Here is a 25,018-nt window from a genome sequence, read left to right on the forward strand (position 1 = left end):
CATTTTCTTTTATCTATCTTCATTTGCCGTTCCTCCCTATCCTGCAAGACCTGCCAACGTCATCTGCTGAAATTGTCCGCTGTCCACAGCTTTTTCCTGAAGCTTTTTTTCGGCCTTCTTCCTGCTTTTTTCTTTTCCGGTGCCTTTCTTCACTGCTGCCGTCGCACGTTTTGACTTCACACTGGATTTTCCACTGTAGGCTTTGGGTACAAACTTTTCTTCCTCCTGCCAGTCCTCCTTTGCATCCGGGTCACGGAAATATTCTTCCGCCCACTGATAACACAGGTCATCTGGCACATCGCTTCCATAGACACCGTATTCTGGCTTTATGTCATTATCTTTCATTTCCTGCTCCACAAATTCTCTGGCTTTCCGATTGATATAATGGAAACAGTGGATCATAGTCTTACGGGGATGCATGGTCAGTCTGGCAAAAGCAGGATCTTCCAGACACAATGTCTGAATATACTCTGACACGCATTCCTTCATATTCCGGCGGGTAAGCCTCTCAGTATCCGTTCCCACACGCTTCATGGCCTCTGCAGTCACTTCCTCATCGCTTAGTAAAGACATTCGTGCAAGCTGTACCTGCTCGGCCTCTTTCTTTGCTTTCTGTCTGGCCTCCCATTCTGCTTTACGCCTGGCTTCTGCCGCTTCATGCTCCCCACGCTTTTTATCTTCTGATTCTTTTTCTGCGCCGGAGGATTCTGCATTAGTTTCCTCCTGTTCTTCGGTTTCCTCTGTTTCATCCGTTTCCAGATCGGCGTTTCCTTCCGCACCATCTTCCTCCAGGCAGTCGCTTTCCTCAGATAAATCCGCCGGATTTCCTGTTTCTACGGCCGCCTCCTGAACCGGAAGCCCTCCGGCAGTTTCTGTTTCTTTATTAAACGGATTCTCTGAAAATTCTCTGGTAATCGGTAAAAAACCGTCCTCTTCAAACGGGTTATCTCCTATCTTCATTTCCATATCCATATTTGTAAAAGTATCCATAAAAATCTCCTTTCATAAAAATGGCATGGAGCAGGCCATTCCCATTCCATGCCATACGTTCCATCCGCTTCTTATCCTTTCATTGGCTTTGCAAGAAAGGGAGAGAAACGGACAGGTTCAAATATTCTGCCATCCACATAAAAATAGCGGCGGCCGGTCTCATCGTCTAATTCCACCACATCCGAAGATGCAAGAGGACGTCCATGGTAACCTTGTGGTACATGATTCCCATAATGATCCAATATCTGTTCCAGGATTTTTTTCTCATCCCAGTGCTCTGGAAACACAAGTTCTGACTCGCATACCAGCTGATAATCGGAAGCAGGAGGTTGGCTGTATCCGGCTTTATGCAGATTCTGAATCCCTTTAAAAGCAAAAGAGATCGTTTCCCGTCCCTCCTCAAAGACAAGCTGATAAATACGAAACCTGCACTTTTTCCCAGAAAAATCTGCAGATTTTTTTGCATATTCTTTTTCTTCCGAACAGAAAACCGCATACTCTTCCCGTAAATTCTTTTTTTCACCCTCTTTCTGTTGTTTTTCCTTTCTAAGCGCCAGCTGCCAGTCATCAATCCCTTTGTAATTGGGATTCCAGGTCAATCGCCGGCACTCCATTCCATACTGTCTTGCAAGCAGATAAATTTTGGAACTTCCTTTTGCAATCATTTCATTGCTGTATTTGTCCATATCATGAGCCTCAATAATCAGCTCGGTTCCATTTTGTGCCAGAAGCGCAAACAGCGGGCCAAGCTGCTGCACATTGTTTGCTCCGGCAATCGCTACAAAGGAGCGGTTCAGCAGGCAGTGTGCAATATCTGCTTTCAAAATCCCTTCCGTAACATAAATGGTCCGTGCAAAAGGGTTTCCGATAAAATGTACTGGACTGCCGGAGGTAATACCCATATTCTTTGTAGAGGAAGAAAACCAGATATACTTTGTCCCTGATTTTTCCGGAGGATCATCCTTGTCCTTAATAGAAACGTCCAGCAAAATCTGTGCTCCACGGATCAGCCCGTCGATGCCAACAACCGGTATCAGGATACCTGCCGTCCGGCTACTGAATTTTAATGTCCAGTATCCACCTTCATGCAGATAAAATCCCGGAACTCCTTCCACTTTGCACCCTTGTTTTATCAGCCTTTCCGTCAAGGAACGGCATAAAAAATAGGGAGGGGTGCTTTTAAATCCCAGGTGGTCAATTTGTTCATCCGTAAGCCCCCGTTTCTCCGAACGCAGATGTTCCCGATGAGCGGAAGTCAGTGACAGCATATGAAACAGAAGGGAATAAGTCTGGTGTATCTCCTGCAGGCTGGCACGTTCTGCCTGCGTGATCCCGTCATCTGTCTGACTGTCTGCGTGGGGGTTCCCGGAAGGAACCCCTACATAAGTACCTGTTTTTTCTGTTTCTCCGTATCCCCAGGAAGTATCACCTGTTTGAAGAGCATCACAGATTTCCCGGTAGGCATCCGAATTGGTGGTATTGTTTACCTTTGCATAAAGCGCCAGCATTCCGCCGTGCTCACCGCAATAATTACACCGCCATACGTTCTTGGCAAAATTGACATTCATCTTTCCTCTCCGGTCACCGCAGATAGGACAATCCGTATAGACACTGTCCGCCTGCCGGCGCCGGATTCTTAAATGCAGCAATTCCACCACATCCATGATCCCGAACGGAAATTCCTGTGAATTCGTGGCCATTAGCTGTACTCCTTTCCTTAAAACTGCTATTGCTCCTTTACAGATTTCATCCTCATCCCGCTTTTTTAGCAGCAAGGGAGTCCAGCATAATCTTTGCTGCCGCCCGAAGGATATTGTTATCCCCCTTATAGCCGCCGTACACATAGAATTTCAGACTGGGTGGGCGTCGCTCTGCAACCTCCGTAAGTGTCTGACCCATGCAGACGCCAGTATCCACCACAACTTTTCCGGCCTCTTCAAAGGTCATCAATTTCATGATTTCCTCCACTGGCATGTCAGGTGTATAACGGGTTTCGTCTGCTTTTTCTGTCTGACAACTGGAAACAGGCAGAACCTGTTCTGTTCCGGAAGATTCTTTCCCGCTATCCGGTTTCGCATGATTTTCAAATGCTGTCACCTTCCCTGCAGGCTGATTTTGTCCTCCCAGCAGTGCCATCATATCCTGTATTGCCTTTTGGGTATCCTTTTCTGTTATGGTTTTCCCTGTAATCGGAAGTACATTTGAGGTTTTCTCCTCGGTGGAAGCCACTGTTTCCGATGTTACAGGAAGCATTTTCGGTTCAGACGCTTTTACAGGCAATTCTCCTGCGGTATGCACAGGCTGTTTTGCAGTCTTAAGCTGTACCGGCAGACTGCCATTCGCAGATGCATCCAATACCATGGCAGACTGAACCGGAAGTTTCTCCGATTCACCAGCCACTTTCTCTGGATCATGTTTCAACTGTTCCAGTGGAACTTCTGATTTCTTCTTCTGAACAGGCAGCTCCATTTCCGAAGGTTTCTCCGATACCGGTTTTATAACTTCTTCTTTCCTCTCTGTTCCATTCGTTACCGGAAGCGTTTTTTCTGCAGGTTCTACCAAAACTGGCATATGTTTCTGTTTCTGGTTTTCACTATTCATAGCGGAAGAAACGGCTTCTCCGGTTTTGGAAATTCCATTTAATGGAATCCTGCTCCCATAGAGACTTCCTCCGGCCCCCATCGCTACATCTGCAAACTGGACACCATAACCCGCATCTGACAATGCCTCATTCATTGCGGCCTGCTGTGCTGCCTGAATATACTGTCCTCCCGGAGCTTCCTCCTTTGTGCAGCTGGACGTAAAACTTCCGACAGGATTCTCATCACCACGCTCCAGATAGACCTGAGCTTCAAAAATTGCAAGCTGCTCTGTAATACGCAGAGCATTCAGTTTAATGCGTCCTTTCGGGTTTGCCAGCCGGAACCATAACTTTTTATAAGGAAGATCCAGCTGCAGTATGGTTTCCCCATTATCAGGGGAAATGACACGGCGGAGCAGTTTCAGCGGGTTAAATCCCGGCACCTTGTTCAGCTCTGCCACTGCGGGAATGCTCTCATACATCGTTGGTGTGTGCTCATTCTTATTCATTTATAAAACCCCTTTCTTAAAATAAATAAAGGATACCTGGTGCTTTTTCTGCACTGTATCCCATTTTTAACTTGCTGCTTTCCATTTTTCTTTCAGAAATTCCGGAACCCGAATCCCTTTGTTCCTCGCAAAAGCCTTATAATACAGACAGATGCGTTCCCCAAGAAGGGTATTTCTCTTATTGATCTCATTCCGATGGATGGCCATATATAGCACATCCTTCTTCCCTGCCAGGATCACTGCTTTCCTGGCACGGGTAATTCCGGTGTACAGTAGATTCCGGTAAAGCATGATATAATGCGCCTTCAATAAAGGCATTAAAACAACATCATACTCAGAACCCATGGCTTTATGGATGGTAGTCGCATAGGCAAGATCCAGATTTGCCAGGTCATCCATTTTGTATTCCAGCTCGCGGTTTTTTCCAAAGTCCATGCCAATCCGTTTTCCATCCGGCGTATCATGGATATAGCGGATAAATCCCAGATCTCCATTAGAAACCTTCTCCGTATTCTTTGTCTGCATGATACGGTCGCCAACACGGAACTTCTTTGTTCCTGTCTGAACTTCATCCTCCATAGACTGAAATGGATTTACAATCTCCCGGATCACCGCATTAAGCTGGTCTGAAGATGCTTCCCCGTCTGTACGGAAAGGTGAGAGAATCTGGACATGTTCAATCCCGTTTTTCTCTATCTCTTGGCAGTACCTTTCGATAATGGCCTCTGCCGCCTCTGCCTGATTGCTGCAGGGAATTAACTGAAAATCATTTCCGTAATAAAGCTTCGTATTTCCATCATGGATAAATTTGGCATTATGAGCAATCAGGCTGTCCTTCGCCTGACGGAATATCAGATCCAGTACCGTAACCGGAATAAGTCCGCAGGTAATCAGTTCTTTGAATACATTCCCTGCACCTACACTGGGCAGCTGATCCGGATCGCCGACCAAAACGGCTTTTGCCCCATTTTTCAGTGCTGTAAAAAATTTGCTGGCCAGCCACATATCCACCATGGAAAACTCATCCACAATAACCAGGTCTGCATCCAGCATCTGTTTTTCGTCTTTACGGCCTCCTTCGTCCTCTTCGCTTACCAGTCTCAGGCCACTGTGAAGCGTACAGGCATCTTCAAATCCGGTGCTTTCCGCCATTCGACGGCTTGCACGCCCGGTAGGTGCCATAAGAGCAATTTTTTTATCAGGATATATCCTGCGGTAAACTTCAAGGATAATCTTCAACACCGTTGTCTTTCCTGTACCAGGCGATCCGGTGATGATAGAAAGATTATACTGAAATGCTGTTTGTACAGCCAGTTCCTGTTTTTCGGATGTGCATAACCCCTGTTCTGCCTTTACAGTTTCTATTACTGGTGAAACATCCACCATGGATGATCCGTTTTCTACCAGAAGTTTTGCAATCCTGCAGGCTGCCTCATCCTCCTGTGCAAATACGGCAGGATGATAAATCTGGTCTCTCATGGAAACAACAGCTCCTCCCAGTATCATTCCCTCCAGTGCTTTTTCTACTTCCTCCAGACGCACACGCATTTCCGGAAGAGGGATCCTCTCATTCAAAAGTTTCATCGTTTCTTTATATAGTTCCGTTTTTTCCAGATACAGATGTTTCTGCTTGCCTTTCGCATCGTCCAGCGCACAGTGAAGAGCTGCTTTGATCCGCATGGGATCATGAGGACGGTTATCTGTCTTCCGGATGATCGTGTCCACACGCCGAAACCCAAAACCAGGTATTCTGCACAATTCAAACGGGCTCTTTTTCAAAACCTCGATACAAGATGGCCCAAGATGCTGATAAATCTTGAGGGCTGTTTTCGGGGTCAGCTTAAAAGGTGCCAGAAGAGACATAATATCCCGGAGCATCCTGCTCTCAGCAAAGGATGCCTTAATATCCTCCAGCTTGTTATCTGTAATTCCCCTTATCTCCAGAAGACGTTCCGGCTGTTTTTCCAGAATATCCAGTGTGTTTACACCAAATTTTGCCACAATCTCTGCGGCTGTTTTTTCACCGATTCCTTTAATCAGGCCGGAGCCGAGATAGCTTAGAACACCTTCCTTTGTCTTTGGTACGATTTCATGCCACTGCTCCACCTGGAGCTGCATGCCGTACTTTCCGTCTACCCATTCCCCTTCCAGTTCCACTTCCACCGCATCGGTAAACGGCAGTTCATAGCCAACAGCAGTAAAACGGATCATATGATCTTTATAACGTCTCTTATCCCGCGCTTGTTCCGGGATGGAGGTATCTGAGGTCTTAACGACAATGATACAGAATTTGTTCGACGGATTGTGAAAGATCTTACTGTCATAAGTTCCAATATAACTCATTCCATCACCTCCATAAAATCCACAGAATCAGGCCACTGATAGCTGCTGCCAGGGCAGCACTGATCAAAGGATATACTATGATATAGCATCCAAGCCTGACCAACTGGAAAAATCTCCAGATAAAGATCACAAGGGCAGGTATCCCTATGACCCACATAAACTTTCTTTTCATTCTTGTTTTGTCCTTTCTTAATTTCAGGCTGCATCTGCAGAACTGACTTTTACATGAAATTTACGAAATTCCAATACCGTTACAAATTTCTCATAAATGTCTGGATACTGCAGCTTCAGCCGTGCAAGATTGTCTTTATCAACGATATTTTTCCGTACAGGGTTGTAAGTCACCGTATAGTGCTTTCCGCCTCTATTACAGATAGCCGTACAGCTGGTTCCCATCTCTGCCGCCAGAATAGCTTTCAGCCTCTGGATATCCTCTTCCAGTTTCTTTGAATATTTTTCTGACTTCTTCTTTTCCTCCTGAAGCTGCATATAGCGCATCAGCGTGGATGCCATGATTCCATTTAGTTCAACAGCCGGGGCATCCTTGTCTGCCCGACCGACATACTGTCTGGAGCTGGAAAGAATCACATCTCCGCCTTCCAGATAAGGCGGCGGAACATTCTTCTGTACATACTCCGTCCAGAATTCCTGTTCCAGAAATATCATTTCTTCCTCGTATGCCGCATCCCTGCGGATCTCACGTATGATGACCTCATCCTCCGTATTTCCATACAGACAGCAAAAGAAAACGCTGTCAATGTCCATGACAGCCATATAATGTCTTCCCTGCGCCTCATAATAGCAGGGAACAATCTCCATACCGTCCATCCACCAATGCTCTCTGGCATTATAATTCGTAGTCTTGATCTCCAGGATTGCTTTCCTTCCATTCGGCATAGTGATAAAATAATCCACATCTGCCAGCATGAACGGAAAAAGAGGGTGTTGAAACATCTTCTTCACCTGATAAATTTTCAGCCCGGTCTTTCGCTCAAATATCTTTGCCACAAGGTCTTCCAGCAGATGGCCCATTTCCATAGCAACCCAGTTTCCTTCATTTTCCTCTACTGCTGCAATATTCAGCTTATCGTAATAGATATCCCGTGCAGTACGAAAAGGTGAGATTCCTATAATACATGCCACATCACTGCCGCCAATTCCTTTGCGCCTCCAGTCTAACCATTCCTTACGGGTAAGGTTTTCTGTATCTACCAGTACCAGTGGATCATTCCTGTCCTTTTCAAATAGCATACCAAACATATTTACGCCCCCCTTTTTGCCCTGCGGGAAAAGTTTACAGTCCTGATCGTGGTACTGCACTTTTTCCAATACTCTGCATTGGCCTTCTGAATACACGCTCCTCTGTCCGGATATCCCGTGGACTGTTTCTGCCAGCTCCTGCCAGCATTTCTGTTTTTCATGATCATTCTTTTTACCTTCCTTTCTTTGTAAAATCATTTATCCTCAAAGCCGTCACCGGCATTTGGGCAACAAAAAGCGGGAATGACTGTCTGCCAAATCTCTGGCGTCCACGGATATCCATGAACCGAAGCCATTCCCACTCTGAAAGGGAACATGTTCCCTCAACATAAAAAAGCCAGTAAACCACTGCCCGGAGGGCATAATGGTACTACTGGCACAAAATACAAACTTAACAGCGTGTGCAATGCAGAAGATACTCCGCATACAGCCTGAATGGACTGTATTTCCCATTTGGGTACGCACAAAAATCAATTACAAGGGCAGTTTAACACAATATATTGATTTAGTCAAGTTATAAATACTATATATAGTGTTTTTGAATCGTTTCATACATAATAAATATGCAAAAAATATTCTATATTTTATTGTATATCAAAAATAACTCCACCAAAATAATGTAAAAAGCTTTTTAGTACTATAAACGCCGTGTTTGCAAGCTTTAAGGTCGTTCTGTATCCGCATCTGTCAAAAAAGAACACACTGTTTAAAACCAAAGTATTATTCCTTGTAATTTCTCTATTCACTATTTATATTTTTAGGTCCTTATTAACAAAATATTCTGCAACTACTTACATCACCTCACACTTTCTTCTCGAATAATCTGGATGCTTTTACACCGTCTGTCCGGTTAGCGGAAACCGCTTGCCAGATTGCATTTTCCTGCTTGACAAATACCATTGATACAAGCATATATCGCGTAAGCAGAATTAAGCTGGTTTCCAGCATCCGGAATTGCGATTTCCTCTGGTAAAAATATTCACTTCTCTACCAAAACTAATTCTTAACTAATTTTACTAATTTCCAATACACGATAAAATTCTGCTCTCCAATCTCGTATAGAAGAATTTCTCTTAAAATTTTCTTCCTGAATAAAAATACACCTTAAATATTTTCCCTTAAATATTTCTCTAATCTTCTTCCTATTCTCACTGCTAAATTCTGAATAATCTTTTAAAACAAATGCGATTTCTGTAACAGTATTATTTTTACCTTGTCCATACAAATATCCTTTTATCTTTTCGACTTCATCAATATCCTCTAGTACACAAACAAGCATCTGTTTTCCCAAACGCTGTTGACGTACTTCATATTTTTCCCAATTTGGCTCAACCCAAAAACAATTCTTCAACTCACGTAAATTAGCCTTTACTACAAAGCCTTTCGCACTGGTAAATATATTTCTTACCCCCTCCAGAGATTTTTCCTCTTGTTGGATTTGATATGTTGTTTTTTCTAATTTAAGTAACATACCCCATAATTCTATTAAAGCTTCTTTTGTATTTTTCATAGATATTTTTTGTGAATTAACAATATTTTTATACAATACGTTAATAACTCTTTTCAAATCCGTAAAATCTATTTCATGACTTTCAAAATCCTTTTTCATTTGAATAATTTGATATTTCTGCATTGGCAAAGTAAATTTTCCATCTTGAATCTTATTTGATATATTATTAATTGCTTTAGCCAAAATATTTATTGGCGAAATCTCTGTACATCCAATATAGTCGTCATATTGTGCCAAAAGAGCTGCACAAGTATGATACGCAGCTTCCATTTGCGTAATCTTAGTTTGATTTTTTTCATCTCTTAAATCATTTATGTGCCGTACTCCTTGCTCTTTATGGTATGCTATTATCTCCTCTCTATTTCCATTAATCAACCAAGGATGCGGTTTTTGAGTTATATATTCTTTAACAAGTTCCAATAATGCCTCTTCTCGTATTTCAAAAATACCCATATTCTTTAAAAATTCCAACACATTTTCCGCCATTCGGCTTAATTCATTTCTAAAAATTTTTTCATAAAAAATACTATTGTTGGTTACAGAATCAATTGCATTTTTCAAAAGTGTATTTTTAATGTAGAAATAATTTAATTTCTCTTGTCGCTTATACTTATCAATAACCATTATTTCTTTATTTCTACTATATTTTCTAGCATATCTACTTGCCCAACAACTTATTTCATATTCACTTTCTGTTAATGATGCCGGATAATGTATAATTGTTTCATAGACGGTATCTCTCAATTCTTCACTTGATAATATACTATTTATACTACGAAACTCACTGGATGTTATCTTTTCTATTACCTCATATGTTATTTCTAAAGCTTTAGTATAGCTTACACCTATCTCTACTAAAGAGTGAATAATTTTCCATGAGTTAAAATCTTCATTTCCGTCATGTCTACTTGAATAAATCTTTTTACTTCCATATTTATTTAAATATTTTAAATTGAACTCATCTATTGTTGTCTTACATTTTAATATATCCGATTTTCTCTTTTCCACTATTTGATTTTTAAATCGGCTCAATTCATATGTATATTTTCCTTCCGGAAATTTTCGAAGAAGTTGATTATCTAATATCCATTTTTCCGTTTTTGTAGCATATGTATATAAGGACATTTCTATTTGAATTTTAACTTCAGAATATTCACAAATATAAAAACTTGGTATAGCATAATCATCTACAACAATGGCACCAGCTGTAAACTGTTTAATATCACGTTGCAAATCATCATAGGAATTTACTGCTGCACGATGCGTATGCCCACAACATATAAGATCAACATTATTGTCTTCTATCCAGTGTTCAAATCTTCTAGCATCCGATAGTTCCAAACATTCTATCCCATGATGCATAATTAAAATATTTATCCTATTATCATTTTTAATTTTTTTACCTATTTCGAATATCTTATCATTAAATACTTTAAGTTTTTGATGATCTTCATTATCTTTAGAAATCAATGTAGAATCTATTGATATAATTCTGTATAATTCTTTATTCGGCGCAAAAACTTTATATGCCTCATATTCGTAAGAGGTAACACCTTTATGGATAAGCTGAAATCTATCATGTCCATATCCACATAACATTTGGAAATTATCTGAAAAATCCTTTTTGGCACTACGTACATCACTAATCAATTCATTTCTATCATTATCTTCCCTATTAACATCATGATTACCTGGGCATATATAAACCTTCCTGCACGAGCATCTACACACATTGGCAATATCTTTAATATAAGCAATCACATCCTTTTGGCTCCAAGAGCCTTTACCAAATTTGAATAAGCAATCGCCTGTTATTAAAATGAAGTCTATTTGTAAATCTAATTCACGCAATTTCACCAAGAGTTGTTCACGTACATTTTTTGCATCATAGCCTTTCATATTAAAATGAATATCTGATATATGTAACCACCTCATAATTCTTTCGTACCCCTTTCGCACTATTTTTTCGTGTGATGCAACTCTATTGTTCATATCAAATTTTCATTAGCATAAAATATGATATTTACATATATTGTACTATATAAATAATTCCTTTTCCATTCAAATAAGCAATCCATTTAATTATTGAAAGTTAATCAAATATTCTGCCTTAATTGCATATCCATATGCTTCTATATTGATTTTGTGTAAACTTTAATTTTGTCATATCCTCGGTGCAAAACCTTTGAGTGGAGAACTCCATGAAATCTTCAATTTTCTTATAGGGCAGTCTCTTCAACAGGCATGTGGCCATATACATGACTTTAGTAACCCGTCTGACAGCCGCTTCCTGAGAATATATATATGCCCCCGCAAATCACGCATCCCCTATACATATAAAGGATATTCTTTCGGGGAAAGAGTACCACGAGATGCAATACAGATGGCTGATATATATGTATCCTTAATTGCATCCTCCACTATTATATCATTCCCACGATGGGGAATTTCTTCTGCTATTACTTTAAAATATGAATCATACATCAACTCGAAATCTGTAAATTCGTCCAGCAAAGTTGCTACATCGTACATTTACTTCATCACTTCCATATCCTTTTTACATTTAATGGAATCCCTATTGTATGTGGTGCGAATGCCATCCGTTTATCACCAAGAATACAATTGATATCCCGTGTTTTTACCAAAAGGAGCCGATAAGTGCCACCTTTAAAAACAAACTGCAGGGATAGTATAATGGTATTACTGACACTAAATACAAACTTAATAGCATATGCCATGCGAAAAATACTCCGTATACAGCCTAAACAGACCATATTTCCCATATAGGTACACTCAAAAATCAATTATAAGGACAGCTCAAGACAATATATTGATTTAATCAAGTTATCAATACCATATATGATTTTTTAGATTATTCAATACATGATGCTTTTATGCCAAGTCCACTACTAAAAATATTGCTACTAAAGCAAAAGTATAAACCATCAATAGATTTAATGAAGTAAGATTCCTGTCTCTATATTTCTGTAGAATTCCCAAAATTCAGTTAAAGATTATTTTTACAATTCTATTATTTCAGTGCGAATATTCTCTGTGCCGGCCCCATAAACCTCCTCCGCAAATTGAGTGCAAGTGATGGTTTTTTCACTTATTTTAAGCATATTATAGCTAATAAAAGTTTTACCTTTTTCTTTATGAACTATCTGTCCAGTAGAAGAACCGCAACCGATTACTGTGATTCCACCTGATTCTGCAAAAAAAGGAATATGCTTATGACCATGAAGCACAATACGTACATTGCGACAATGGAGCCACTCCAAAAAAATATCTGCATCAAGCAACTTTAGAGACATATCCATAAAATTATTTGGAAGTATTTTTTCAAACCATTTCTGATCATAATAGGTAGGTTTCGGTATAGGCAACAGATGATGATGTAAAACCGCAATAAGTAAATAGTTTTCCAGATTCTCTACATTATCAAGCAAGTTACCCATTTCAGACATTTGTACTATTCCAATTTCACCTTCCGCCAAATTTCCGTTCGTGTTTGAATTAAACAACAGAAGGATTACTTTAGATTCTTCAATAATCTTGATTTTGGGATATTCACCAACGATATTGGCTATATGTTGATTTCCATGAAAAACAGCAATACCATGACAATTAATATCATGATTTCCCAATACGCGAATCGGTTTTTGACCGCATCGATCTTCTATGTATTCTGCAAAATTAGAATAGTTAAATTCTGTTGTTTGTTTTGGACTGTCTACAGCATCACCTGTTATGACAAAGTTAACACTGTCACCCAATTCAATTTTAGAAAGCTGTGACTTAATTAACGTTTTTAAGCGCCGTTCGGCAACATCCACATTTTTACCTCCAAAATGTAAATCGCTTAACTGAAAAATATAGTGGTTTGTTCTTTTCTTGCGTTCCGAAATTCTTTTAATCTCCTCAATCGGATGCCTTTCGTATTTAATAATTTCATAGAGGTAAAGCAATTCATCCTCATGTTTAACAGGTATAAATACATAATCGTCTGAACCTTCCCAAAATAGAACTGCTGGCCATAAATCTGCTTGACGTAGCGCAACATCAAAATTCGGAAACGTATTAAAAATTGTTGCATTGGAAGGCTGTTCTTGTGGCTGAAGAATAAGACAAGAATCCCCTTTATGTAACTCGATCAACTTCCTAAATATTTTTGGAGAAGTCATAAAGTCATAACTATGCTTATCTCTACCCTTCATCGGCGGCAGCATAAGCGATTTTGTGGTGCATCTATCAAAAATATTCGATAACTCTTTTAATGCATCCAACGCATCTTTATGAAAAAACAAAAAAGTATCATCATACTCAGCTTTGTCGAGAGGACGCTTATAATCTTCATATCTATGGAGCGTTTCGCGTATTTTCCGTACACTTCTCATATAGTACTCCATCTCATTGGAATACAGATTATGATGGAATTGATTAAGAAAACTCATAAACCCTTCATAACATTCGGGAGAGCTATAAATGTCTCTATAACAAGACATTACTTTTCCAAAAGTCAAATTGGCAACTGTATTTGCCGATTCTAATGTAAATCGATATCCCATTATTTTACACTCCTTTAATATCTAAATTTATTATATTGCCAGCCATCTATTGTCGATATCGAACATCATGTAAATCCTTATTCCCTTAGATCAATGATTTCCCAATCATCAGCGAATACACCCTTGCTTTTTTCAAAAGTTTTAGCTTGCATCGCCACACATAACAATTTCTTAGGTCTACTCATACCAACATAGGCAAGCTTGCGACTATAATCAAACAGATCCGAGCTTCCAAGTTTGCCTACGCCGTAATATGGAAGAATTCTATTTAGGTCTGATGCCCCTTGCCTATCAGTTTCGAGGTAAAGGGTTGCATCATGTGTTTCCCCCTTGACTCCGTGAATTGTGTCAAATTCTATTCTGCGACCTCTGATTGGATCGATAAGTACATTTTTCTCAGATTTTTCAGTTTGACTTACAACAGCAACCTTATCAAGAAAATACTCTGGTAGACAGTCAAAAATATCGTCTACGTTAATATTCTTAATTTTCAAAAGCTCATTTATCTTTTGCCGCATTAGACAGTCAATAGTTTCTCTCTCAATATTCTGCATTCTTGATATTTCGTAAATCCACTGTCGATATATTTCCCGATATTCATCATCAAGCGACCTTTTTATTGTAGTTATAGAATACTCCTTGCCTGATATTGGATTTCTAACCTGAGCATAATGGAATATACGGCATAAAAGTTTGCGAACAATGCGTTCTGCTTTATACAAATTACCTTCCGCTAAACTTGTAGCAATTTCATCTACTAATACCCAATAGTTATACTCACCCTGTTTTTTCACAGAGCCGTCAAACTCTGACCAGTAGCTTCCTATCTTAAGCCCGGAAGAATCCTTTTTTCTAACAGCACCGATAGCCTTATATATGCCTTTATTATCATAGAGGTCGTGAGTCTCCAATGCATTGATAAATCCACTGATTACTCTGTCAATTTTCTCAGGGTCAAAAACAAGTAATACCGGTTTATCACCAGTCTTTCCCGCAAATGTAACAATGTTTTTGTTGCCCTTCTTTAGTTTGCAAATCACATTAGCAATTTCCTGATTATATCTGCAAGAGGTCATGATAGGTAAAAAGCCATCTTGAGGTACCCAATCTGGTGTTTTGTCTTCCGAAGAGTTATAAATAGCCTGGTCTGAATCTCCAATTTTGATTACTGTACATTTTGCCGAGTTAAATATTGTGGTTATTGCTTGTCGCTGAATACTATTGCAGTCCTGATATTCATCGATAAACACATACTGGAATCGTGATGAAAAAAGATCCGTATATGTTTCTGATAAATCATCTACAGCAGTTTTGGCATATGAATAGGCATCTTGATACCGCATTATACCTTCATATTTTAAAAGATCTGCAATCAATGCATTATACTGCTTGGTAGAAGGTTTGTCCGCGCCAGCCAATGCTCTTTTCTGTTTTCCTACACAAAGGGCACCATCATCCCGTACATACAGTGCCTGTATATGTTCAAGCCGCTCGGTAAATTGACCGCCAGTTTCAAAACTATTCTTTGTCACAAAATCAAGAGTTCTATACTTCGCGTTATTCTGTATTCTGTTTAACATATGCTGTGCATAAGTAAGATTGTCAACCGCTTGTACATTCCGACCTGCAATATTTCGCAAATATGGCATCGTTACAAATTTATCAACAAATGATTGGATTGTTCCGATGTAATTTGGATAACTAAGAAGTTTACCAGCATAGCCTAAAAGCCGTTTTCTAATTTCATCCACAGCAACATTTGTGTGAGAAAGGACGCAAATTCCCGCACCATTTTCAAGCGGCATCCTGTCAACCAACAGTTTCAACTTTGCGAGAAGAACAGTTGTTTTTCCACTACCCGGACAAGCCGCCACATCAGCTGAATGCCAACAGCGTATAACATTTCTTGCATCCTCTGGAAAGTGTGCTCCTTCTGGTAAAAGAAGTTTCTCAGTCGATTCAATATCCTGATCAGAAATTTCCCATTCCACCATGGAATCCCCCTTATTTACACAGCTTCTCCTGCTGCATATTTGATAGCGTTCACTATGTAACTTAAAAATTGATCTCTCTCAATTTTAGATTTCAGTTCGGATTTCTTTTGCTCATCCGTTTTCAGAGCATACAAATCAAGATCAAACATCTTCTCTTGTGTGAGTTTGCTCGGTATTACTGATATTTTCCAACGCAAAATAGATGCTAAGCACTGGGCAACAATTGCTTTTAAACTACTCTTTCCATCCCCATTGAGCATTAAGCTGTAAATCTTATATGCAGTTTCTGCTTGAGACAAATTATACCACTGCTTTGCTTCTTCTTCAGCAGTTTGATTTGCTTCCGTGATTTTTTTATCTGTTAATGAGATATATTCTCGTGCATTTAAAATTTTCATTCCATAGTGAACTGCTTTATGGAAATCTTCTGAAAGACTGCTCATGGCAATGCAATACTCCAGCGTCCACCTCGGTGAAGTGAATCCATGAACTGAACCGTTGGTGTATTTCTTATTTTTTTCTTTTTCAGCCTGCGCCGATTCAGCTGTTTTCTCGTTGAACTTCCTTTCCTTCGTCTCTGGGTCAATATCATATGGTTTCACATCACAATCTGTAATCACTGAAACCGGAATCCCAATGGTATTTCCATCTTTTCTTACCATAATTCCACTATATCGAAGAAAAGCCGTACTACCCACATTCACAATGGATACTCCATATTTCTCCAACGGATAACCAAGAATATCGGCAATTACTGGAATTAGGATATTCTCTGCGTCACCTTCTACCATTATAATGCCTTTAGCAAAGAATAAATTGGCTTTCGTTGAATCAAGAAAGCGCTGAAGGAACAGATAATCTCCTTTTTGAAGTCCAGTCATCCCCTCAGTCAAATCATATCCGACACCATTTTTCATCAAGATCAAATTCTTAAGGTTAATTTTTGAAGCAAGTATTGGGCTGTGTGTGGAAATGATAATCTGAACATCATTCTCGTTATATTCATTTTGAAGATAGCTGATCAATCGAAGCTGCGCCTGTGGATGTAAATGAGCTTCCAATTCCTCAATCAGTGCCAGTTTCATACCTCCATCCGTATCATCTTTAAGAAGTAACAGTTCTGCTGCAATAAATAGCAAATTCAATTCTCCCAATCCTGGGTTAATCTCCGGAGCATTTAACGATAAGGATTCAAGTATAGCCTTGAGTTGAATATCTGATGTCTTCAACTCAGCGTTATTAGCTTGTCCCTTGTCATTAAACGATTCCAAATTATCACGGATTGTTTGGAGAATGCGCTTTCCCTCAGCATCATTCGTGAAGTAATCCTCTATCTTCTTGTTTGCCTCTTGAAAAATACCCAAAACAATATGTTCCTTCTTATCTTTGAAAACGGGATGATTAAGAAGTATTTGTGAGATTCTGGAACTGCGTCCGGAACTCATTTCGCGTTCAGCGTCCCGAAGTGGTTTCAAATAGACAGCTTTCAGCAAATCTCTTGCTTTTCCGTCAATCGAAATCCCATCGTCTACATCTCCTACACGCAGTTCCTGAAAGATTTTGTGCCCTTCTTTCCAAGCACGATAATGAAGTTCGAGCATATATTCAACTTTTTCACCATTTTTTTTAAACCTCAGATATTCGATAAAGTTCTTAGCTTCATTCTGAGTAAACTCTGTAATTGTGCAATCGATTTTAAACTCAGAGCTTGTATCACCATTGGTTGGCTTATAGAAATCCTCATCTACCGGTCTGATGTACTCATTACTCTGCGTTAACAAAACCAGCTTAAGCGCATCAATTACTGCAGTTTTTCCGGAATCATTTTCTCCAATCAAGGCATTTAGTCCTTTATGAAAAGTGATTTGCAGGCCAGGAGCGCCATCCACAGATTTGAATCGGCGGAAATTATAAACTTTTAATTCAGATATCATCATAATTTTGTTTTCACTCTCACTTTCAATTATAAATTAACGATGGAGCAAAGGATCTATCTAAAGATATAACTTTATTTTTCAATTCCCACCATCGCCTTTCTTTAATTTTATAACAAGACTGTTGAAAAAATAGTATTCAGTATCGAAGATATCTCAATCAATAATAATATATACTATCATCGAATTTTTCAGATTTATAATCCAGATTAATTACTCTTTTCTACTTCAAGCAGTTCGCAAAAGAGTTCGCAAGTTCCTGCTCATTAACAAGCTCCTCTTTTAAATCTGAGATTAAATCTTTTAAAGCATCCAAAACATCATCTACTTCATAATCAATACTATCCTCAATTCCATCTGTTGCTCCACCATCTTCGTCAAAATCAAGATAACCAACTGTAAGTTTGACATAGCCTCTTGCAATTATTTCTTTGTTCGACAAAAGAGAAACTTCTATCTGTTCTTCTGAACCAGCTTCCAATGTTCCATGAAGTTCATCAAAGGACAATGTATAAGCTCTACAATTTGTTCCCAAAATGCTTATGTTTTCTCCATACTCAATACAGTCAGGAAGCTTTCGCTCCATCCTCTCGGATACCATATCAAATTTACCATCCAACCATTTACTTATTTTATCTGGTAATTTGTCAGTGTCCTTTTCAATAAAATCAATCGGAATATTCATTTCAAATAAGAGGGCCGTAAAAAATGCTTCCGCATCATCTTCTTCCATTTTATTTCTCACCTGCGCACAAATCTCATCATACAGAATTGCTAATTCTTCATAACTTGATGAAATCTCATTATACTGCTCAAATAATTTAAGTATTGTTTGCTCCATCCTCGATTCATTCAAGTCATTTTCTAACATATCACTATATTGTGATAATGGTAAAAAGCCCAATTCTTCCCTATCCATATCCTCAAGTTCTTTGTAAAAAGATTCTTGCTCATCGTTAATTTCAACTCTACTTTTTCTTGAATCTCCTCCTAACACAATTTTGAAAGGCAAAACTCTTATTTCTTCTGTTTTGCTATTAAGTTCAATTCTACAAGCAAATCTTACATTATGCTTTTCCAAAATGTGTTTTTCTTCTACCCAAACATATTCTTTTTCCTCAGAATCCCAAGGAGCATTGTCAAAATCTTTAAAATAACAATTTACAGCCATATTTCCATGAATCCATAGGGAGGCTGTGATTATATCTTCATCTATATCATCTATGATATGGAGCCTCATACCTGACAGATAGCAATGTTCTAAATATGTTTCATCATAATCATACCCATCAGCAATACCATCTTGGTCATATGATAATCCATGAACCTCAACACAGCTATCATCAATCATTCCTTTAATTGTCTGGATGATAGAATCATTATTATTCTTTATCAGTTCGAGTGCAGCAATATATTCTTCTTCGTTTTTGCTTAATGTATTAAAAAGCTCTCCTAAAGAAGAAAAGAACAAATGATTTTTACTGTTGGTACATGCCTTTTTAAAGCCATTATCTTGGCTAACGATTGCTACAATCTCATCGCCACCGAAGCGTTTTTTAATTTCTTCGGCAATAAATGCATCAGGAAATTCTTTTTTCTTTTTCTCACTATTTTCAAAAGGTGGACGGACAGCAAAATAATCTTCCAGAATTTCTTCAAGGTTTATACTACCTGTATCAAGTCTTTCAACCTTGCAATCCTCCAAAAATTTTGCAAATATGTCTTTTGCTTTTTGATGAATAGTTTTCTTATCAGGTATTTGAACATATATACCCATCCCAATATCAGTCAAGTACTGTTCTGGAAGTATATCCAGATATTCATTTCTTAACTTTCTCGCTTTTCCGCATACGTTGTCAACGCGTCGACATATATGTTTTTCTACTTCGCTTATTACAATATTGCTTAGTACGAGCTTGATTTTTCCATTTTGAACATTTTTAACAAGTAAGCTCATCGTACTATCTGTACCAAAGTCGAATTTGTTTGCTTCAAATATATTAGTATCTATTGTAACGTTCAATGGATATTTTATCATCTTTTACACCATTGCAACTATCAATGATAATGCAATCAATCTCCTTTCTATGATTCCTCTGCCACCATCAGCATAGGTATTTGACTATTCAACGGATATACGAATGGCTTGGCTGGTTTTTCTGATCCTGCCCTAAAGAAAATATACCAACTATCACTCAACTTTAAGCTTGCTAAATGCTTCGTGGTCATGATGTAAATTCATAAATAATTCCCCATTCAATCAGTTTTTTTGCCGTCGGACCCGTAATACCGGACAGCACGCTGGAAAGAAGCTCCTTACTATAATTTTGTTGTTTTGCATAGTTTTTCAGAAGAATCCCGGTTTCCGGATCAGAAAGCTCGGAATATTTTTCTCCTTGAAAAACGGCATCCAAAAACTGAAGCAGGCCGGCATTTTCCGATGTTATAGTGGTAGCAGGCCGTTTCAGCCGGACGGTCTGGGAACCTACGGTAACAGTACGCCCTTTTGTCGATTCTTTTGATGTTACAATCTCCAGTGTTGCCGGCATCTGAGTTGTCAGACCAATCTGATTAGCAAAAGTGGCTCCGGCAAAGTATCCATAGGTTTCTGTCGTACTTTGGATATATTTGCGTACAATGACTTTCATGGGATCTAAATAACTTTTTTTCAGTAGCCGTGACGCTTTGGGGAGATAATAAATCCCCGTATCAAAACGGGCTAGGTCGCCTGATTTGAGCATCCGTTTGAAATACTGGCGCAGGGCATTGTCATTAAGCCCATCCAGACGGATCTCGTTAATGAAAATCGGTTCGTTGTAACCATAGTTTTTTTCCAGATATTCCTTCAGCATACAAGTATCCACTCCTTCCACTCCCCCTATACTACTGTATTTATACCAAAAAGGTCAATATATATGTCAAGATACGGTTTGTATGTTTTTGCAAAATTATATAGAGAGGATAACGGATTGGATACCTTTAGCTATCTATAAATCTATATGTTTTCATTGTTCATCAAGTATTATTGTCTTGGTCGTGTCCGGCAGTTCCTCCAAATCTGGAACTGCCTATATTGCAATATGTATATCTGGCAACATCTTCATCCATCATCCACCCAAAATAATCTGGCAACTTCATCATTGCACTCGTCTATATCATGGCCGTCTGCAATAAATTTCTGCCCTTTCATACTTCCAAGCCTGCGTTTTGTCCCTTGCATGACAGTACTATGATCCACACTCTTATTCCTTAATTCTGACGGCAGTATAAATCTCTGTATCACATCAAGAATAAAACGCAGGCTATCATCCGAAAGCTCTTCCAAAGATTGTATTATCTGATTCCGTAATGTTGACATGACAGGCACCTCCTTCTGCATAATATATAGCAGGCATTTATCTGATTAAATAGCTCCTTACTTATGCCATAGTTTTCTTCTGCTTTTTATTAGGCATAGCCAAACTAACATAATAGCATAGATGGTCATATAAAATATCTGCTTTATGTATATTACTGTAGCCCCTTGTGATCTCCTCCCACATTTTATGCGGTATTCACAGTCTCCTGTCCATTATGATTGAGAATTCATCAAATGTTCTGCCTTAATTGCATACCCATATGCTTCTAAATTGACTTTACGCAAATATTTTAATTTTGTCATATCTGCAGTACAAAACTTTTGGGTGGAGAATTCCATAGGATTCTCAATTTTCTTATAGGGCTGTCTCTTCAACAGGCATGCAGCCATATACATGACTTTGGCAGCTCGTCCCACGGCCGTTTCCGGAGAATAATTCTCTGCATAAATATGTCCCCGCAAATCACGTATCCCCTGTACATATAAAGGATACTCTTCTGAGAAAAGAGCACCACGAGATGCAATACAGGCTGCCGACATATAGGTATCCTTAATTGCATCCCCTACTGCTATGTCATTCCCCCGATAAGAAATTTCTTCCGCTGCCACTTTAAAATATGTATCATACACCAGCTCAAAATCTGTAAATTCGTCTAGCAATGTTCCGACATCGTACATCTGCTTCATCACTTCCATATCTTTTTTAACATTTAATGGAATCCCTGTTGTATGTGGTGCGAATGCTGTCAGTTTGTCACCAAGAATACAGTTGATATCTGGTGTTTTTACCAACAGGAATTCTGGCTCGGTTAATAATAAATCATTTTTTATTTCACAGTCCACCACTCTGGCATAAGGATTTTCTGCAAATAAAATATCTAATAGAATATAAATATCTTTTCCGGTAATCGGAGACTGGTAAGTAAATTTAAAATGCCTCTTTTCAATGCTGTTTCTGCCAATGCGTACCTGTTCCTCACATTGCTTAAACGGAAATATTGTTGATGCTTTAGAAATATATGTGTCCACATCAGTATCTGGTGCAACAATAATATCTATATCCGTAGATAATCTCATAGGATGCTTTAACAAAAGGAGCAGGCAGGTGCCTCCTTTGAAAACAAACGGCATTTCTACCTGCCTGATCGCCTCTAACAAGCCAAATGCAAATACTGCCCTTTCTAAAAGCGCAGGATCTTTTTTGCTTTGTTTCTGTAACATCCGGATATGTGATTCATCAAAGTTTTCTTTAGTGAGCATAAATTTATTTCTCCGTTCTGAGTTTTATTGTTGTCTGGCTCTGAATAATTTTTAAAATATCATCTTTTACATGTCGTCGCTTTGCATAACGGAACATCTGGCTTTCATCAATAATATACTTTTGAAACGCCTGCTCCAGTACATCTGGATATTCTCCCTCACTGAAGGTTGTCTTTATCACTTTCTCTGCAGTCATATCAACGAGCATTTTTTCAAGGCAAGTATGCCATACTGCTTTCTTTCCTTTTGGTGCTTCTGTCAGCAGCTTACCTATAATGACAAAATCATCCTGCCAATATAAGTGATACTCCTTTACAGAAGGATTTAATAAAATCTTTCCCGGGAACTTTTCTTTCAATGTTTCAAAAACAAAATCACCCAAATCTGCCTCAACAAACACAAAGACCGTATTATGAGCAATCTGATGATTTAAAAATTCATTCATCTGTACCAGCTCAAAAATCCGATATTCTAAAAAAGGGTGTTTTTCATAGATTATTTTTTGTATCTCTGTTGCAAACTCTGAATACCCATAATAATATATTGGCATCTGATTATCCGGAATACAATACAGATTCCTTCCGGCTCTCGCAATTTGCCCTAATTCCAACAAGCGCTGCATTTTCAATTTATAAGACGCCGGGCTCAGTCCTTTATACTGTTCTTCTAAAACCTGGAAAAGCTCCTGCCTGCCAAAGGGTTCCTTATCCTTTAATAAAGATATACCGCTTTCATTGATCATAAAATCATCTCCATTAGCATATCGGCATTTTCTGTTTAAAAGTGCCGATTTTCTATTCCTATCCTAAATCTTTTCCTTTCATTTGTCAATTAGCATATCGGCATTTTTTACAGCAAATGCCGATATGCTAAATCTATATTTACTGTCTTTCGTATATCATGCCAATAATCAATTTGATTATACAATATCAGACAAGCGCGGCATCCTCATTATTATTCTCTAAAAAGCCTCTTATCATTCTGAATTATCGGAATCAGGGAAAAAACGTTCCAGCACCTCTATACTGTCCTTGGATGTATATCCCCACAGGATAGAACTAAGTGCGTCAATAGCCTCCCGCCTTCTGCGGTAATAGGTACGGAAGCTGATATCCCGGATATGGGGACGCAGTTTTTCTATGATCTCCTCCACATTTCTTAACTGTTGCGGAGAAAGGAAAGAGTAGTACAGCAGCCAGTAATAGCTCTCTCCATTCTTGTGTTTAGTACGGAGCAAATCTATGGATGTATCTAAAAGTTTCAGCATCCGGTGGCTCCGTTCAATGCATTTGGCATGATGCTCAATGCTGCGGTCTGACAGATCTATCCCTGCTACATAGACGGACTCCAGAAAATCTTCAATGGAACTCCCATATTCAATCTCAAACCGGTTCCGTACCTGCTGTACAGACAGCTCCAGACTCCACACTACATCCCGGTATTTCTTCAGCAGCTTCCAGGTATCATGGTACAACGGGTTATCGGTAATGTTCATTTCTTCCCGGTTCTTTTTCATGCCATGTTTCCCCCTTCCCTGTCTTTTTCGGTGGGGAAAAGCGTCAGCTCAAAGGTGTAGACGGGCTTGCCTTCCCCACAGGACATGGTCATTCCGAGCCGTACAACAGCCTCCGGGATATGAGATAAATACTCTTCCCTGCAGGCGTCTGATAAAGGATATAACTTATATATGGATTTCGTGCACCGGAAACAGGAAATGCCCTGTGCATCAAGGATTTGCACCATTTTTTCAATGATAATCTCCATATGGGATTTTGAAACGCTGGAAAGCTCATTTGAAACACAGATTTCACTCTCCATAACAGCCGTATTTTTAACAGTCTCACCTTCATCAGGCAGAGAGATTTTAATATTCAGAACCATAGCAACCTCCTCTTTATCAATCAGAACATCCGATATTTGAAACATGGTGGACAGGTAGTTTTTCAGATAGATCACGCTGCCGGTCCGACCAGGAAAGGTCATAAGAGATATGTATTCCATTCCAGCAAACTTTTTTAAAATTCTTCCAACTGTAGCCTTGGAGATCCCCCATCGAACGGCCAGTTCACTGTAGTTTACCAACGGAGAGCTGGTGTCATTACGCAGATAGACCACGGGACCGATTTCGGAACCCTGCACCTGTTCATCGTTGTAAATGGTGGATAGCCACAAGTCCAGAATAATATCCATTTCCGAGCAACGCCCGGCACTGACAAGTTCCGTGGCGGTAATCACCGGCATGAAAAAAAATCCGGTATCCTTCTGGCAGGGACAGTTATAGTCCAGAACCGTATTATGATTCTTCCAGCCACGGATCTTATATTTAATAACCTTTCCTCGATCAAGGATAAGGTAAGAAATCAGATGGCGTCTTTGAAGCTCCTCCAGGATGTCAATGGCCTGCCGTTGGAAATGTGTCCGAAACCAGACGGACATCTCTTTGACGGTACAGATCCATTCACCAGGATAGATTGTATAACCGATCCCGTCGATACGCCGATAAGAGGTACGAAAGTTTGCATAGCTGCAAAGAACCGTAAAATAAAAGAGACCGGAGTTTCCGCCTGTGCGAATGCTCCGGTCATTGATTAAGGACTGTATAAACTGCCTGTATATCCGGCAACGTGGATAGCCCACAATCTGCTTAATTTGTAATTGATAATCTGACATGGTTTTCTCCTCATTTCTTAAAGTTTTACTGTTGTAAAATT

19 protein-coding genes are annotated in these 25,018 nt (G+C 39.2%); all 19 read right to left on the bottom strand.

The annotated features are described in order from the left end of the window. Positions 1–36 precede the first annotated feature (36 nt). Entirely contained in the window at positions 37–990 is a 954-nt protein-coding gene (locus LA360_RS08530; protein ID WP_112481625.1) for a PcfK-like family protein, read from the bottom strand. A gap of 71 nt (positions 991–1,061) precedes the next feature. Then, the gene (locus tag LA360_RS08535; protein WP_112481624.1) at positions 1,062–2,690 is read right to left on the bottom strand and encodes a YodL domain-containing protein; all 1,629 of its coding nucleotides are present in this window, start codon (positions 2,688–2,690) and stop codon (positions 1,062–1,064) included. 52 nt (positions 2,691–2,742) lie between these two features. Beyond that, positions 2,743–4,080: a hypothetical protein gene (locus LA360_RS08540; RefSeq protein ID WP_112481623.1), complete on the bottom strand. Its 1,338-nt coding sequence runs from the start codon at positions 4,078–4,080 to the stop codon at positions 2,743–2,745. 66 nt (positions 4,081–4,146) lie between these two features. Continuing rightward, complete coding sequence (gene recD2, locus LA360_RS08545; protein WP_112481622.1) at positions 4,147–6,423, bottom strand: SF1B family DNA helicase RecD2; 2,277 nt, start codon at positions 6,421–6,423, stop codon at positions 4,147–4,149. 4 nt (positions 6,424–6,427) lie between these two features. After that, entirely contained in the window at positions 6,428–6,595 is a 168-nt protein-coding gene (locus LA360_RS08550) for a hypothetical protein (protein WP_160116317.1), read from the bottom strand. A gap of 23 nt (positions 6,596–6,618) precedes the next feature. Next, on the bottom strand, positions 6,619–7,683 hold the full coding sequence (locus LA360_RS08555) for a YqaJ viral recombinase family nuclease (RefSeq protein ID WP_112481621.1): 1,065 nt from the start codon (positions 7,681–7,683) through the stop codon (positions 6,619–6,621). A gap of 2 nt (positions 7,684–7,685) precedes the next feature. Next, positions 7,686–7,844: a hypothetical protein gene (locus LA360_RS08560; RefSeq protein WP_160116316.1), complete on the bottom strand. Its 159-nt coding sequence runs from the start codon at positions 7,842–7,844 to the stop codon at positions 7,686–7,688. 842 nt (positions 7,845–8,686) lie between these two features. After that, on the bottom strand, positions 8,687–11,185 hold the full coding sequence (locus LA360_RS08565) for a metallophosphoesterase family protein (RefSeq protein ID WP_225537458.1): 2,499 nt from the start codon (positions 11,183–11,185) through the stop codon (positions 8,687–8,689). Between the two features lie 336 nt (positions 11,186–11,521). Continuing rightward, entirely contained in the window at positions 11,522–11,725 is a 204-nt protein-coding gene (locus LA360_RS08570) for a hypothetical protein (RefSeq protein ID WP_225537460.1), read from the bottom strand. Positions 11,726–12,213: 488 nt separating this feature from the next. Beyond that, a complete protein-coding gene (locus LA360_RS08575; RefSeq protein WP_225537461.1) occupies positions 12,214–13,761 on the bottom strand; it encodes a metallophosphoesterase family protein in 1,548 nt (515 codons plus the stop codon). Between the two features lie 77 nt (positions 13,762–13,838). After that, complete coding sequence (locus LA360_RS08580; RefSeq protein WP_225537462.1) at positions 13,839–15,755, bottom strand: UvrD-helicase domain-containing protein; 1,917 nt, start codon at positions 15,753–15,755, stop codon at positions 13,839–13,841. A gap of 14 nt (positions 15,756–15,769) precedes the next feature. Then, positions 15,770–17,692, bottom strand: coding sequence for an ATP-dependent nuclease (locus LA360_RS08585; protein WP_225537463.1), 1,923 nt, complete (start codon positions 17,690–17,692; stop codon positions 15,770–15,772). A gap of 220 nt (positions 17,693–17,912) precedes the next feature. Further along, positions 17,913–19,727 carry a PIN domain-containing protein gene (locus LA360_RS08590; protein WP_225537464.1) on the bottom strand — a complete coding sequence of 605 codons (1,815 nt, stop codon included), beginning with the start codon at positions 19,725–19,727 and terminating at the stop codon, positions 17,913–17,915. Positions 19,728–19,914: 187 nt separating this feature from the next. Then, positions 19,915–20,541 (bottom strand): DUF6088 family protein, encoded by a 627-nt coding sequence (locus LA360_RS08595; RefSeq protein ID WP_225537465.1) that lies wholly within the window; start codon positions 20,539–20,541, stop codon positions 19,915–19,917. A 248-nt stretch (positions 20,542–20,789) separates the two neighbouring features. Continuing rightward, complete coding sequence (locus LA360_RS08600) at positions 20,790–21,047, bottom strand: hypothetical protein (protein ID WP_225537466.1); 258 nt, start codon at positions 21,045–21,047, stop codon at positions 20,790–20,792. A 213-nt stretch (positions 21,048–21,260) separates the two neighbouring features. Then, entirely contained in the window at positions 21,261–22,307 is a 1,047-nt protein-coding gene (locus tag LA360_RS08605; RefSeq protein WP_225537467.1) for a nucleotidyl transferase AbiEii/AbiGii toxin family protein, read from the bottom strand. Positions 22,308–22,311: 4 nt separating this feature from the next. Further along, the gene (locus tag LA360_RS08610) at positions 22,312–23,049 is read right to left on the bottom strand and encodes a DUF6577 family protein (protein WP_225537468.1); all 738 of its coding nucleotides are present in this window, start codon (positions 23,047–23,049) and stop codon (positions 22,312–22,314) included. 234 nt (positions 23,050–23,283) lie between these two features. Next, on the bottom strand, positions 23,284–23,823 hold the full coding sequence (locus tag LA360_RS08615) for a hypothetical protein (protein WP_225537469.1): 540 nt from the start codon (positions 23,821–23,823) through the stop codon (positions 23,284–23,286). Beyond that, positions 23,820–24,977 carry a MarR family transcriptional regulator gene (locus tag LA360_RS08620; protein ID WP_225537470.1) on the bottom strand — a complete coding sequence of 386 codons (1,158 nt, stop codon included), beginning with the start codon at positions 24,975–24,977 and terminating at the stop codon, positions 23,820–23,822. Before LA360_RS08620 ends, LA360_RS08615 begins: the two co-directional genes overlap by 4 nt. Positions 24,978–25,018: the final 41 nt, after the last annotated feature.

The organism is Enterocloster clostridioformis (assembly GCF_020297485.1).
Lineage (GTDB): Bacteria > Bacillota > Clostridia > Lachnospirales > Lachnospiraceae > Enterocloster > Enterocloster clostridioformis.